This is a genomic window from Streptomyces sp. NPDC037401, assembly GCF_055602345.1.
On record NZ_JBVJWO010000001.1, the window covers coordinates 56,379 to 70,189 of the forward strand.

Below are 13,811 nucleotides of genomic sequence, written 5' to 3' on the forward strand. Positions count from 1 at the left end.
CACCCCACCGGGAGTCCCCTCGTGTCCGAATGGCTGGTCCTGGCCATCGCCATGGCGCTCGCCTGCGCCCTCGTCCTCGCCATCACCGCCCTGCGGCACCGCAGAGCCTCCGACGACGAGGACACCAGCGAAACCCCCGACGTCATCGAGTACATGACGATGATGGTCGGCGTGGTGTACGCGATCGTGCTCGGCCTCGCCATCGCGGGCGTCTGGGAGGCGCGCGGCGCGGCCGAGGACAACGTGCGCCGCGAGGCCCAGGCCCTGTACGAGATCACCCAGCGCGCCGACGTCTACCCCGCCGAGGTCCGCGACCGGATCCGCGACGAGGTCGACGCGTACGTGGCGCACACGGTCACCGTCGACTGGCCCCGCATGGTGCAGGACGAGCCGCTGTCCGCGAAGGGCGCCGAACTCCTCGGCACCGTACGCAGCGACCTCACCCACCGGGCGCCCACGACGGAACTCCAGGCGCAGGCCTACCAGCCGTTGCTGGACCACGTCGCGACCGCCGACGACGCCCGGCACGCCCGGACCCAGAGCTCGTCGACCACCCTGCCCGGGGTGGTGTGGTTCGGTCTGCTGACCGGTGCGCTCGTCACCGTCGGGCTGATCTTCACCCTGCAGATCCGCCGCTCGTCCCGCGAACTGCTGCTCGCGGGCCTGTTCAGTGCGCTGATCGCGTTCCTGCTGTTCCTGGTGTGGAGCTTCGACGCGCCGTTCGGCCGGGACGGAATCGATTCGGCAGCGCCGTTCGCGGACCTCTTCCCGGCCGTGGCCCAGGCCGCCGCGGCGCCCTGAGCCCGCCTACGCCTCGGCGTCCGTACGCTCCGTGAAGCGGAGTTCGGCCTCGGTCAGCGGCGGCCCCGCGAGCTGGGGCAGGCGCGGACCGCGCAGGGCGTGCCACAGCACGCGTGGCCGCACCAGGGTGGCCAGCGGCGCCGACAGGGTCATGACCTCGGTCAGGGCAGTCGCCACCAGGAAGTCTCCGGTCGCCGTCAGCACCAGCCGGTCGACGTAGCGGGCGAGCAGCCGGTCGGCGAGGGTCGGGCTCTTGCCGATCACCCCCGGGTAGAAGATGTCCTGCCCGGTGGCGAGGCCCCAGGCCACCGACACCGGGCCGGCCACGGCGCGCTGGATGCGCCGGGCCAGCCCGGGAGTCCGCAGGCCCTGGCCGTCCAGGGCGGCGAGGCCGTCGCGCAGCGCCCGGGCGGCCTGGGCGGCCACCGACATCCCGTGGCCGTACACGGGGTTGAAGGAGGCGACGGCGTCACCGGCCACGAGGAAGCCCTCGGGCCACACGCGGGACTTTTCGTAGTAGCGCCGGCGGTTGGCGGTGTTCGCGAACGTGGTCACGCCGGTCAGCGGCTCCGCGTACGCCAGCAGCTCGGCCACCACCGGGTGGCGCACCGACCGCGCGTACTCCTCGAAGGCCTCGTCGTCGCCGGTCGGCTGCGCGCCCCGGGTGCCGATCAGGGTCACCAGCCAGCGGCCGCCCTCGACCGGCAGCAGGGTCGCGGCCTTGCCGGGCACCTGGGCGGTGGCCACCGACTGCACGTTGACGACGGGGAACTCCTCGGTCCCGGCCGGGGCCTGGTACATGCGGCTGGCATAAACGAGGCCGGAGTCCACCAGCTCTTCGCGCACGGCCGGCACGCCGAGCTCCCCGAGCCACTCGGGCGCGCGTGTGGAGCGGCCGCCCGCCTCCACCACGAAGTCCGCCGGAAGGTCCTGGCCGGGGCCCTCGTGGGGGTGGATCCGCACGCCCGTGACGCGCTTGGCGTCGCCGAGGAGGCCGCGGACCCGGGTGCGTTCGAGCACGGTGACGTTCGGCAGCGCGGTCACCATGTCGCGCACCACCCAGTCGAGGAGCTGGCGCGTGCACGCGATGAGGGAGTGGGTGGGCCGCCAGCGGCGGTACCAGCCGCCGGGGGAGAAGGCCACCATGCCGGCCGTCAGCGGGACGCGCCGGGCGCCCGCCGCGAGCAGCCGGCCGGTGACCCCGGGCAGCAGGTCCTCCATGGCGTCGGCGCCGCCGCACCACAGCACGTGCGCGTGCGGGCCCTGCGGGAGGAACGCGCGCGGATCGGGCCCGGTGGGCAGCGTGTCCCGCTCGACGACGGTGACCTGCCCGGCGTACGGGGCCAGGGCCGCCGCCGAGAGCATGCCGGCCAGCCCGCCGCCGATCACGACGGCCCGGCCTGCCGCGGCCGGGCCGTCGTGATCGGCCGCGGCGGACGCCACCGGCTGCTGCGGTGTGCCGGGTTCCGGCAGGGGCGGGCTGTCCGGGCTGGGCGGTTCACTCATGGGTGGCTGCTTTCGTACTGACCGCCCTGCGGCGGGTCTCTTCGACGACGGGGGACCGCAGGGCGAGGGAGATCGCCTCGAGGTCGCGCTGTCCCTCGGTGTGCGCCGACGTGTAGACGTCCGCCGAGCCGATGACCTGCTCCTCCGGGTCGGCGGTTCGCGCCACGACCGCGGCGGCGACCATGGCGGCCTCGGCGGTGGCGGCGGCCTCCGCCCCGTCGGCGCCCGAGGCGAGCGCCGACTCCCGGATCCGGTCCCGCAGGTCGCGGTCGAAGTACGGGTCGAGGTGGAGGATGCCGTCGTGGATGTCGGCCACCCGCTGGATGACCCGCAGGTCGAGGGAGGACCACCAGGAGATCCGTACGAGTCGTGAACCGTGCGGGACGACGGGCCGCAGCTCGCGCCAGAGCGGACCGAGGCGGCGGTACGTGGCCCAGGTGCGCCAGCTCGCCGAGACGCGCTGGACCAGCAGCGGCAGGACGAAGCCGGTGCCGATCAGGAGGGCGGACAGCGAGGCGACGGGCGGCGCCACGCGGGTGCTGAGGAAGTCGAGGTCGTGGCCCAGCCAGCGGGCGACGACGGCGGTGACCTTGGCGGCGTCGAAGATGAGGTTCAGGACGAACCCGCACACCATCAGCATCAGTCCGTGCCGCAGCGAGCCCTCGACGTGCAGGGACCACCGGCGGCACAGGACGGTCATCACCACGGCCGCGACGGTGTGCGCGACCAGGTAGACCATGATCATTTCCCGGATGAACGGGGTGTTCGCGTAGTACGTGTCGAGGTCGACGAGCCGTTCCACCGGGGCCTCGCCCAGCGCGAACAGCACGATCAGCGCCAGGATCACCGAGGCGTAGGCGCCGAAGCACCAGCGGGAGGCCCGCCGGGTGCGGTCCTCGGGGCCGCCGCGCCAGTTGATCAGCAGGAGCAGGCAGGAGGCGCTGAACGCGGTCAGGATGCAGTACACCAGCGGGGCCGAGAAGTTCGGCACGCCGGTGATGCGGTTGACCTCCGAGATGGTCGGCGGTGCGGCGAAGAAGAAGACCGAGCTGGCCACCAGCAGGAGGACGCTGACGGCGCGCACGAGCGGATCGCGCCAGTCCCGCGCGAGACCGGGCAGCTTGCAGGCGAAGGCGACGACGAGCACGCCGGCCGGAATGTAGAAATCCAGACCTTTCAAAGGAGCACTCAGCCTCGTGGCCCTCGGTAGCCGAGCGAGGCCTCGATGCGCCCGGCGAGCTTATTGCGCTCGGTGGGTGCGGGGCCGGCCGAACCGGCCAGCCACGATCGGCACTTGCTGCCCAGCAGCAGGCCGAACGTTTCGGCCTCGGTCTCCTCCGAGACGTCCGCACGGGTGCGCGCGGCGACGCTGCGGACCGTCTCGCTGAGGTCGGCCTCGTCGGAGAGCAGCCGGGCGGCGACGGCGGCACCGTCGACGTGATGGCTGCAGTGGCCGGCCTTCATGTGCCACAGCTCGTGGCCCAGGATGACCAGCTGGTGGTCCGGAGCGGTGCGCTCCTCGATCACCACGAGATCGCGGTCCGCCATGTCGAGCCACAGACCACTGGCCGTCCCCGGGGGGAACGAGGCCATGCGGAACTGCACCGGCCGCCCGCGGTGGCGGCTCATGCCCTCGCACAGGGCGGCGTAGAGGTCTGCGGGTTCTGCGGGTGCGGGCAGGCGGATGCCCGCCACCAGCTCTCCGCACAGCCGCCGCTGCTCTTTGCCTATGCTCACCGTTCTCCCCGTCGGCGCGGATCCGGATGTGGAACTCTGCAACACTCTCTCGGACCCGGCATGGTGACCGGGTCAGGATTCAGTGGGTTTGACGCTCTCGAGAAGCATGTCCAGCCACTCCGTCACCTTGTCCCGGTGTTTGTCCGTGGGTAGTTGTGCTGCCCGCCAGGCGATGCCGCGTACCCCGTGGTCTTCCAGCAGCCGGGCCAGTGGGTCGTTTCCGGCCGGGTTCTCGGCCGGGGCGTTCTCCCGCTCGCGGCCGGCGAAGTCCTGGAGCAGCTGCTGCTCGGTGCGCTGGAGCGCATCGGTGAGCGCGTCCGCGTCATGGGCCGTCAGGAAGCCTGCGTGCACGCCGAAGAAGCGCTGGATCGCGTCGCAGTGCTCCATGGTGGGCCTGCGGTCGCCGTTGATGAGGGCGCCCGCCTGCTGGCGGGACATGCCCGCGCCGTCGGCGATCTCCTGCTGGGTGTAGCGGCGGCCGTTGGGTTTGACGCGGGTGCGCCGCAACAGGTCGAGGCGCTGGAGGAAGCGGGTCTGGAGGTCGGGTTCGCCGGCGGGCCGGCCGTCGAGGAGGGCGCGGACCACGTCGGCGGGGACGCCCGAGGCGTCCGAAAGTCGCCGTAGGTCGAAGACCTCGCTCTGGGCCCGTCCGAGCTTGCCCGCGAGTTCGGCGACGCGTGCGGCAGTGGCCGCCAGAGGTCCGGTGGCCACTGGGACGGTTGCCGGGAAGCCGTCTGTCACCAGTGGTTCTCCTAGATCACGCGAGGTCGGTACGGGCACGCGGTTGGCCCCTGGAGGCTAACGGCTTCCCCGTCATACGGCTAGAACTTGCCACAGCTGTGGCGTGAATGAGGTGCCATGAGGCTGGAATTGCCACAATAGTTGACACTGTCTTGTCGCGGGTAGCAGGATCGCCACACGGAAATGAAGATCGCAGACCGTGAGAAGGGGGAGCTCCCGGTGTCACATCTCGCAGCCGTGGGCCAATCCGGCATCCTCGCGCGGTCCGGCCAGGAGTCCCTGGCGGGCGAAGAGCCCGTACGCGGCGCCGTCCGGTCGGAGCGCCGCAAGGCACTCCTGCGGCAGCGCCGCGAGGAACTGGGCCTCAGTCAGGAGGACGTCGCCGCCCGCCTCGGCATCAGCGTGCGTGCCTACGGCAACTGGGAGCGCGGCCTCGTCAAGGAGTGGAACGACCGCAAGCTGCTCGCGCTCGCCCAGGCACTGGAGATGGACGACCGGCAGCTCTTCTGGCTCTTCCGGGTGCTCGTCGACCGGGACCCGCCGCAGTCGTGGCGCCCGGCCGAGGACAGCCGGCTGCCCGAAGACCCGGCGCAGCGCGACTACCTGCGCGACTACGCCGCGTTCATGGAGTCGGTGCCGTACCCGTCGTTCCTGGTGGACCGGCGTTGGGACGTGGCGCTCACGAACTCCGCCTTCGACCAGCTGTTCCAGACCGTGCGGCCGCATCCGACCGCACTGCCCGACGACAACTTCCTGCGCTTCGTGCTGTTCCACCCGGACGCCGCGGCCGTGCTGGAGGACCACGAGCCGGGCTGGTGCGTGCCGCTGCTGGCGCAGTTCGCCACCGCCCTGGCGGAGCAGCCGGAGGACGCCGGCCTCAAGAGCATCCGGCAGGACATCGCGCACGATCCGTTCATGGAGGCGGCCTACCGCTACGGCGTGCCGCACTGGCTCGCCACGTACGGCGCCGACGCCGCGCGCAGCGACGGCTCGGTGCTGGCCGTCCGGCACCCGGACCCGCGATGGGGCCGCACCCGTTGCCGGATCGTCGCGGAGTCGGGGCCGATGCTCGACGTCATGGGCTTCACGCGGCTCACGTTCGTGCTCTCCGCGCCGCAGGGCGGCCCGGCGGGCGTGCCCGTGAGCGGCCCGGGAACCGCACTCCAGCCGGCCGGACCGCGGCTGCGGGCGGTGCCCCCGCTGGGCGAGTAGCGCCGGGGCGCCGGGTGTTGGTGCCGGTGCGGGCCGCCGGGTGACACTGTTCCGTACACGGTGACACTGCACCGTGTACGGCAGAAGGGCGGGCGGTACGTGAAGCTCACGATCCTCGGCGGCGGCGGATTCCGGGTCCCGCTGGTCTACGGCGCGCTGCTCGGCGACCATGCCGAGGGCCGCATCGACCACGTGACCCTGTACGACGAGGACCCCGGCCGGCTCACCGCCATCGCGCGGGTGCTCGCGGAGCAGGCGGAGGGCGTCCCCGACGCCCCCGCGGTGAGCGCCACCGACGACCTCGACGAGGCCCTGCGGGGAGCCGACTTCGTCTTCTCCGCCATCCGCGTAGGCGGCCTCGAAGGACGTGCCGCCGACGAGCGGATCGCCCTGGCCGAGGGCGTGCTGGGCCAGGAGACGACCGGCGCGGGCGGGATCGCGTACGGCCTCCGCACGGTGCCCGTCGCCCGGGAACTGGCCCGCCGCATCGCCCTCCTCGCCCCGGACGCCTGGGTCATCAACTTCACCAACCCGGCCGGCCTGGTCACCGAGGCCATGGCCGTCCACCTGGGCGAACGGGTCATCGGCATCTGCGACTCGCCGGTCGGACTGGGCCGCCGGATCGCCCGCCTCCTCGGCGCGGACCCGGCCCGGGCGCGCATCGACTACGTCGGCCTCAACCACCTCGGCTGGGTGCGCGGGCTGCACGTGGACGGCCGGGACGAGCTGCCGCGGCTGCTCGCCGACCGCAGTCTGCTCGAGTCCTTCGAGGAGGGCAGGCTCTTCGGCGCGGACTGGCTCCAGTCCCTGGGCGCGATCCCGAACGAATACCTCCACTACTACTACTTCAACCGCGAGGCCGTCCGCGCCTACCAGGAGGCGGAGCAGACCCGCGGAGCGTTCCTGCGCGACCAGCAGGCGCGTTTCTACGCCGAGGCCGCGCGGCAGGACGGTTCCGCGCTGGCCGCCTGGGACCGTACCCGCGCCGAGCGCGAGGCCACGTACATGGCGGAGAACCGCGAGGCCGCGGGCGTCGGCGAACGCGAGGAGAGCGACCTGGAGTCCGGCGGCTACGAGCAGGTCGCCCTCGCGCTGATGCGGGCCATCGCGCGCGACGAGCGGACCACCCTGATCCTGAACGTGCCCAACCGGGGCACCCTCGCGGTCCTCGACGCGGACGCCGTGATCGAGGTCCCCTGCGAGGTCGACGCCAAGGGTCCGCGCCCGCAGCACACGGACCCGCTGCCGTACCACGCCGCCGGGCTGGTGACCTCGGTGAAGGCCGTGGAGCGCGAGGTCCTGGCCGCCGCCGCGAGCGGCTCGCGGCACGCCGCCGTCAAGGCCTTCGCGCTCCACCCGCTGGTCGACTCGGTGACCGTCGCCCGGCGGCTCCTCGACCGGTACGCGGCCGAGCACCCGGGCCTCGCCTACCTGCGCTGACTGCGCGGCGGCGGCCCGGGAGAGGGGAGCCCGTACGGCGCAATGTCACATGCGGCACTCGCATGGCGGTGTGAGAGTGCGACATGTGACCACTGCCCGCGAGTCCGGCCCCGCAGCGTCCCCCGCGCCGCCTCCCGTCATGGACCGGCGGCGGCGCAACGTCGTCTTCGGGACGATCATGCTCGGGGTGCTGCTCGCGGCACTCGACCAGACGATCGTGGGCACGGCCCTGCCAACGATCGTGGCAGATCTGGGCGGCGGCGAGCACATGTCCTGGGTCGTCACCTCCTACCTGCTCGCGGAGACCGTCGCCACGGTCCTCGTCGGCAAGTTCGGCGACCTGTTCGGCCGCAAGGTGGTCTTCCAGATCTCCGCCGTCGTCTTCATCACCGGGTCGTTCTTGTGCGGGCTCGCGAGCAACATGACCCTGCTCATCGTGTGGCGCGGCCTCCAGGGCATCGGCGCCGGCGGCCTCATGGTCACGTCCATGGCGCTGATCGCGGACGTGGTGCCGCTGCGCGAACGCGGGAAGTACCAGGGAGCCGTCGGAGCCGTCTTCGGCGTCGCGACCGTCATCGGGCCCCTCCTCGGCGGACTGTTCACCGACCACCTCACCTGGCGCTGGGCCTTCTACGTCAACGTCCCCCTCGCGATCCTGGTCGTGGCAGCCGCCACGCGCACGATCCCCTCCGTGCGCTCCGCCGCCCGGCCGGTCATCGACTACCTGGGGATCGCCCTGGTCGCCGTCGGCTCCAGCGCGCTGATCCTGGCCACCAGCTGGGGCGGCAACGAATACGCCTGGGGCTCCGGCGTCATCATCGGTCTGTTCGCGGGCGGATTCCTGGCCCTCGCGCTGTTCTGCCTGGCCGAGACCCGGGCCGCCGAACCGATGCTGCCGATGCGGCTGTTCCGCAACCCCGTCTTCAGCGTCTGCTCGGTGCTCAGCTTCGTGGTCGGCTTCGCGATGCTCGGCGCGATGACCTTCCTGCCCACCTACCTCCAGTACGTCGACGGGGATTCGGCCACCGTCTCCGGCGTGCGCACCCTGCCGCTGGTGATCGGACTGCTCATCGCCTCGGTCTTCAGCGGCAACGTGACCAGCAAGACGGGCCGCTACCGGATCTTCCCGATCGTCGGCTGCCTGGTGATGGGAGCCGGGCTGTTCCTGCTCTCCCTGATGGGCCCCGGTACGAGCGCCTGGGCGGCCTCGCTGTACATGTTCGTCCTCGGCACCGGCATCGGCCTGTGCATGCAGGTGCTGACCATCGTGGTGCAGAACACCGTCGACTACGCCGACCTCGGCACTGCAACGTCGGGTGTGACATTTTTCCGTACGCTCGGCAGCTCCTTCGGCACCGCCGTCTTCGGCACCATCTACACCAACACGCTCACCCCGAAGCTCGCCGACGCCGTCGCCGAGTCGGCCCGTGCCACCGGCACCGATCCGGCCGTCCTCAGCAAGGCTGCCACCAGCCCCGAGGGCGTGCACGGCCTCTCCGCCGCCGAGGCGGGCCCGATCGTCCAGGCGTACGCCGACACCCTCCAGACCGTGTTCCTGTGGACCGTGCCCGTGGCAGGCGTGGGCTTCGTCGTCGCCCTCTTCCTCAAGCAGGTCAAGCTGCGCGACAGCGCCCGCGCCGGCTCCGCCGACATGGGCGAGGGCTTCGCCTCCCCGGCCGGCACCGGCAACTCCGCCAAGCTCCTCGAACTCGCCGTCGGCAAACTCGTCCGCACCATGGGACCCGAGACCGCCCGGGCCATCGTCGAACGCTCCGACACCCGCCTCGACATGGCCGGCGCCTGGGCGGTGATGCAGGTCGAGCTGATGACCCGCACCGTCGGCCACGCCGGTCTCGGACTGATCGCCGCCCGGCGCTCGCTGCCCCCCGAGGTACTGCTCCCCGTCTTCGACCGGATGGTCGAAGAGGGCTTCCTCACCCGCCAGAACGGCTACTTCTCGCTCTCCAAGGGCGGCGAGCGCGAAGCCGCGGTGATCTCGGCGGCCTGGGGCGACTGGCTCGCCGCCGAGCTGGAAAAGGACCGCGGCCGCCCGAGCAGCACCGAGCTGAGGGCCGCGGCCGACGCCATCGCCAAGCGGCTCCTCGCCGAGGACCTCGGCAACGGCGGCTTCGCCCCGCGGCCCGCCGGTTCAGGCCTGCGGCGCTGACGCCCCGCCGTCCGCCAGCCGGTACGCGTACGAGGCCACCTGGGGCAGCTCCAGCTCCGGCCGCCACGCCCGCAGCACCGTCCCCGACGGCCCGAACAGCTCCGCCGGGACCTCCGCCGGCGCGAACCACTCCCAGCACACGATCTTGTCCGGCTCCGTGACCCGGGGCGTGCCCTCCGCCGACTCCGTCACCGCGGCCGCCGTCAGCCGGGTCACCCCCGACTTGGTCCCGAGCAGCACCGCGAGCACCCGGACGCCCGCCGGGTCGGCCCGAAGCGAGGTCTCCTCCGCCAGCTCCCGCGCGGCGGCCTCGGCGAAGCCCTCGCCCGGGTCGACCTTGCCGCCGGGCAGCTCCCAGCGCCCGTCGTGCGCCCGGCCGAGCAGCACCCGGCCGTCCGGTCCCACCACGACGACGCCGACGCCGACCACGGCATTGGTGGCCGGACGCGCGCGTTCCGGCCGCTCGGCCCCGAACGGGCCGGAGAGTTCGGACATGGGTTTCCTCCCGTCGGGCAGTCTCATGGGCGATGTGATCGTCGCACGGCAGGGCCGAGGGGGAGGCAATGGCGCATCTCGTGGTCATCGGTGCGGGCGTCGGGGGGCTGGCGACAGCACTGCTGGCCGCCCGGCACGGACACACCGCCGACCTGTTCGAACGGGACAGCCGGTCGCCCGGCACCGCCGTCGACCGGGACTTCTTCGGCTGGCACCGGCCCGGCGTCCCGCAGTCCAGACAGCCGCACGCCCTGCTCGGCGCCGCCCGCGCCGTGCTGCGCACGGAACTCCCGGACGTGTACGAGGAGATGCTGCGGCTCGGCGCCCGCGAGCGCCACGAGCTGGACTGGTTCGACCAGCGGCCCGCCGCCCTGCCGGGGGACGAGGACATCGTGATGGTGCAGGCCCGGAGGGTGCTGCTGGAGAGCGCCCTGAGCAGCGCTCTGCGCGCCGAACCGGGCGTCGTCACCCGCCACGGCGAGCCCGTCGACGGCCTGACCGCCGAGCCCGGAACGGCGGGCGGGCCGCCCCGGGTGACCGGGGTCCGCACCGCGGCCGGCCGGTACCCGGCGGACCTGGTCGTGGACGCGGGCGGGCGCCGCAGCGGGAGCGGGGCCCGGCTGGCAGCGATCGACTGCCGCCAGCCCGTGGTGGAACGCCACCCGGCCGGACTCGCGTACTTCTGCCGCTGGTACCGCCTGCCCGACCGTACGGAGGGCCCGCGCCGGCCCTGGGCGGTGAGCGGGGGACCCTTCGCGGGCTGTGCGGTATTCCCCGCCGACAACGGCGTGTTCGGTGTGACATTGTTCGTTCACACGTCGGACCCCACGCGCGCGGCCCTGCGCGATCCGGCGGTGTTCGAGGCAGCCGCGCGGGCCTTCCCGCCCGGCGCGGCCTGGCTGGGGCTCGGGGCGAGCCCGCTCTCGGAGGTGTTCGCCGCCGCGAGCCTCGACAACCGCTGGAGCACGCTCTGCGACGACGAGGGGCCGGTCGTCAGCGGCCTGGTGCCGGTGGGCGACGCCATCACGCACACGAACCCCACCCTCGGCCAGGGCATGTCCCTGGCTCTGTGGGCCGCGCGCCGGGTCGCCGTCACGGCCCACGACGACCCGCCCTCCGTACGGTTCGCCGCAGCGCACCACGCGTGGGCCGTGCGCACCCTCAAGCCGTGGTTCGACCTCCAGGTGGTGGCCGACCAGGCCATCGGGGCGCGCTTCGCCGACGGAACGGGCCGGACCGGCACCCCGCGCGAGGTCGCCGCGCTGTTCGAATGCGCCCTGGAGGACCCGGTGGTGATGCGGGCCCGTGCCCGGGTCCGCCATCTGGCCGAACTCCCGGAACGGGCCTACGCCGAGCCGGCCGTACGCGAGAGGGTCACGCGCTGGCTCGACGCCCGACCCGGCTTCGCGCCGAACGCCTCCGGGCCGTCGCGCGAGGAGTGGGAGAAGATCACCGGGCGGTGAGAGCGCCGCCGCGGGGCGCTGCGGCGCGGTGCGGCGGGTGTCAGCCGCCGCCGAGCACCTCGGCGAGGTCGTAGCGCACGACCTCCTCCAGCTGGGCGTACGTACAGCTCTCCGGCGCACGGTCGGGCCGCGCTCGCCGGAACTGTGCCGTGTGCCGGAACCGGTCGCCCTCCATGTGGTCGTACGCCACCTCGATCACCAGCTCCGGGCGCAGCGGCACCCACGACAGGTCCTTCTTGCCCGACCAGCGGCTCGGCGCGCCCGGCAGCCGGGCACCCTCGTGGGCCGACTCCTCGGTCCACGCGCCCCACGGATGGCCTGCGGCGTCCGGCATTCTCAGCGGCTCGAGCTCCTCGACCAGCTCGGCCCGCCGCTTCATCGGGAACGCGGCGCACACGCCGACGTGCTGGAGCGCCCCCCGGTCGTCGTACAGGCCGAGCAGCAGCGAGCCGACCACCGGCCCGCTCTTGTGGAAGCGGTAGCCGGCCACGACCACGTCGGCCGTCCGCTCGTGCTTGATCTTGTACATGAGCCGGGCGTCGGGCCGGTACGGGAGGTCGAGCGGCTTGGCGACCACCCCGTCGAGCCCGGCGCCCTCGTAGGCGGAGAACCACTCCTGGGCGAGGGCCGCGTCGGTGGTCGCCGGGGCGAGGTGGACCGGGGGCCGGGCGCCGCGCAGCGCCTCGGTGAGCGCGGCGCGCCGTTCGGCCATCGGGGTGTCGAGGAGCGCTTCGTCGCCGAGGGCGAGCAGGTCGAAGGCGATGAAGCGGGCGGGCGTGCGCTCGGAAAGCAATGTCACACGTGACGCTGCAGGGTGAATGCGTTCGGTGAGCCGGTCGAAGTCGAGCCGCCCCTCGTGCACGATCACGATCTCGCCGTCCACGACGCAGCGCTCGGGCAGGTTCTCCCGCAGCGCCGTCACCAGCTCGGGAAAATACCTGGTCAACGGCTTCCCGGTACGGCTGCCGACCACCACCTCGTCCCCGTCGCGGTGCACGACGGCACGGAACCCGTCCCACTTCGCCTCGTACTGCATGCCCGGCGGGATCCGGGCCACGGACTTGGCGAGCATCGGCTTCACGGGCGGCATCACCGGCAGGTCCATACGTCGATTCTGCGAGGCAGCGGGGCGTTGCGCCCGGTGTGCGGGGTGGACGGGGCACGCCTACCGTGGCGCACATGGGTACTGCGCGTACTGCGGTGGAACTGGACGCCGGCGGCCGACCGGTGCGGCTGTCCAGCCCGGAGAAGGTCTACTTCCCGGAGCGTGGACTGACCAAGCTGGACGTGGCGAACTACTACCTGGCCGTGGCCGACGGCATCACCCGCGCCCTGCGGAACCGGCCGACGACGCTGGAGCGCTACCCCGACGGAGTGACGGGCGAGTCGTTCTTCCAGAAGCGCGCCCCGAAGAACCTGCCGGACTGGATCCCCACCGCCCACATCGCCTTCCCCAGCGGACGGACCGCCGACGAGATCTGTCCCACCGAGCCGGCCGCCGTCCTGTGGGCCGCCAACCTCGGCTGCCTGACCTTCCACCCCTGGCCGGTGCGGCGTGAGGACACCGACCACCCCGACGAACTGCGCATCGACCTCGACCCGCAGCCCGGCACGGACTACCACCACGCGGTGGCCACCGCCCACGAACTGCGCGCCCTGCTGGACGAACTGGGCCTGCGCGGCTGGCCGAAGACCTCCGGCGGCCGGGGCCTGCACGTTTTCGTGCCGATCGAACCGCGCTGGACCTTCACCGAGGTACGCCGATGTGCGATCGCACTCGGGCGGGAGCTGGAGCGCCGGATGCCCGGCAAGGTCACCACGGCCTGGTGGAAGGAGGAGCGCGGCGAGCGGATCTTCGTCGACTACAACCAGACCGCCCGTGACCGCACCATCGCCTCCGCGTACTCCGTCCGCCCGCGCCCCCACGCTCCCGTTTCGGCGCCGCTGCGCTGGGACGAGGTCGACCAGGCCGAACCGCGGGACTTCGACATCGTGACCATGCCGGCCCGCTACGCCGAACTGGGCGACGTCCACGCGGACATGGACGACCACGCGTTCTCGCTGGACTCCGTGCTGGATCTGGCCGCCCGTGACGAACACGACCGCGGGCTCGGCGACATGCCGTACCCGCCCGACTACCCGAAGATGCCGGGCGAGCCCAAGCGCGTTCAGCCCAGCCGCGCCAAGCACGAGGACTAGCTCCGGCCCCCGAATGGCGTCGGGAGGCGCTGCCGTCGGCAGCGGTGATG

The 13,811-nt window shown here is 72.8% G+C and carries 12 protein-coding genes; 6 read left to right on the top strand and 6 right to left on the bottom strand.

Features of this window, described 5'->3' with window-relative positions:
* Nucleotides 1–21: 21 nt before the first annotated feature.
* Nucleotides 22–801: a bestrophin-like domain gene (locus ACZ7H1_RS00255; protein ID WP_470782382.1), complete on the top strand. Its 780-nt coding sequence runs from the start codon at nt 22–24 to the stop codon at nt 799–801.
* Nucleotides 802–807: 6 nt separating this feature from the next.
* Here ACZ7H1_RS00255 and ACZ7H1_RS00260 read toward each other — a convergent pair whose 3' ends face one another.
* The 4 genes from ACZ7H1_RS00260 to ACZ7H1_RS00275 all read right to left on the bottom strand — a co-directional run bounded on the left by ACZ7H1_RS00260 (nt 808) and on the right by ACZ7H1_RS00275 (nt 4,785).
* The gene (locus tag ACZ7H1_RS00260; RefSeq protein ID WP_470782384.1) at nt 808–2,307 is read right to left on the bottom strand and encodes an FAD-dependent monooxygenase; all 1,500 of its coding nucleotides are present in this window, start codon (nt 2,305–2,307) and stop codon (nt 808–810) included.
* Complete coding sequence (locus tag ACZ7H1_RS00265; RefSeq protein ID WP_470782386.1) at nt 2,300–3,487, bottom strand: MAB_1171c family putative transporter; 1,188 nt, start codon at nt 3,485–3,487, stop codon at nt 2,300–2,302. Before ACZ7H1_RS00265 ends, ACZ7H1_RS00260 begins: the two co-directional genes overlap by 8 nt.
* 8 nt (nt 3,488–3,495) lie before the next feature.
* Nucleotides 3,496–4,044, bottom strand: coding sequence for a toxin-antitoxin system, toxin component (locus ACZ7H1_RS00270; protein ID WP_328967692.1), 549 nt, complete (start codon nt 4,042–4,044; stop codon nt 3,496–3,498).
* A gap of 72 nt (nt 4,045–4,116) precedes the next feature.
* Nucleotides 4,117–4,785 carry a helix-turn-helix domain-containing protein gene (locus tag ACZ7H1_RS00275; RefSeq protein ID WP_470782388.1) on the bottom strand — a complete coding sequence of 223 codons (669 nt, stop codon included), beginning with the start codon at nt 4,783–4,785 and terminating at the stop codon, nt 4,117–4,119.
* A gap of 219 nt (nt 4,786–5,004) precedes the next feature.
* On the opposite strand from ACZ7H1_RS00275, the gene ACZ7H1_RS00280 reads away from it, so the two are divergent.
* From ACZ7H1_RS00280 to ACZ7H1_RS00290, 3 genes are all read left to right on the top strand, one after another.
* Complete coding sequence (locus ACZ7H1_RS00280) at nt 5,005–5,997, top strand: helix-turn-helix domain-containing protein (RefSeq protein WP_470782389.1); 993 nt, start codon at nt 5,005–5,007, stop codon at nt 5,995–5,997.
* A gap of 99 nt (nt 5,998–6,096) precedes the next feature.
* Nucleotides 6,097–7,437, top strand: coding sequence for a 6-phospho-beta-glucosidase (locus ACZ7H1_RS00285; protein ID WP_470782747.1), 1,341 nt, complete (start codon nt 6,097–6,099; stop codon nt 7,435–7,437).
* Between the two features lie 139 nt (nt 7,438–7,576).
* On the top strand, nt 7,577–9,604 hold the full coding sequence (locus ACZ7H1_RS00290; protein ID WP_470782748.1) for an MDR family MFS transporter: 2,028 nt from the start codon (nt 7,577–7,579) through the stop codon (nt 9,602–9,604).
* On the opposite strand, the gene ACZ7H1_RS00295 is transcribed toward ACZ7H1_RS00290, so the two are convergent.
* Nucleotides 9,587–10,099 (bottom strand): NUDIX domain-containing protein, encoded by a 513-nt coding sequence (locus ACZ7H1_RS00295; RefSeq protein WP_470782390.1) that lies wholly within the window; start codon nt 10,097–10,099, stop codon nt 9,587–9,589. The two genes, ACZ7H1_RS00290 and ACZ7H1_RS00295, sit on opposite strands and share 18 nt — an antisense overlap.
* Nucleotides 10,100–10,167: 68 nt before the next feature.
* Here ACZ7H1_RS00295 and ACZ7H1_RS00300 point away from each other — a divergent pair, with 68 nt between their 5' ends.
* A complete protein-coding gene (locus ACZ7H1_RS00300) occupies nt 10,168–11,562 on the top strand; it encodes an NAD(P)/FAD-dependent oxidoreductase (protein ID WP_470782391.1) in 1,395 nt (464 codons plus the stop codon).
* A 40-nt stretch (nt 11,563–11,602) separates the two neighbouring features.
* On the opposite strand, the gene ACZ7H1_RS00305 is transcribed toward ACZ7H1_RS00300, so the two are convergent.
* Nucleotides 11,603–12,667: an ATP-dependent DNA ligase gene (locus ACZ7H1_RS00305; RefSeq protein ID WP_470782392.1), complete on the bottom strand. Its 1,065-nt coding sequence runs from the start codon at nt 12,665–12,667 to the stop codon at nt 11,603–11,605.
* A 74-nt stretch (nt 12,668–12,741) separates the two neighbouring features.
* Here ACZ7H1_RS00305 and ligD point away from each other — a divergent pair, with 74 nt between their 5' ends.
* Complete coding sequence (gene ligD / locus ACZ7H1_RS00310; protein WP_470782394.1) at nt 12,742–13,761, top strand: non-homologous end-joining DNA ligase; 1,020 nt, start codon at nt 12,742–12,744, stop codon at nt 13,759–13,761.
* Nucleotides 13,762–13,811: the final 50 nt, after the last annotated feature.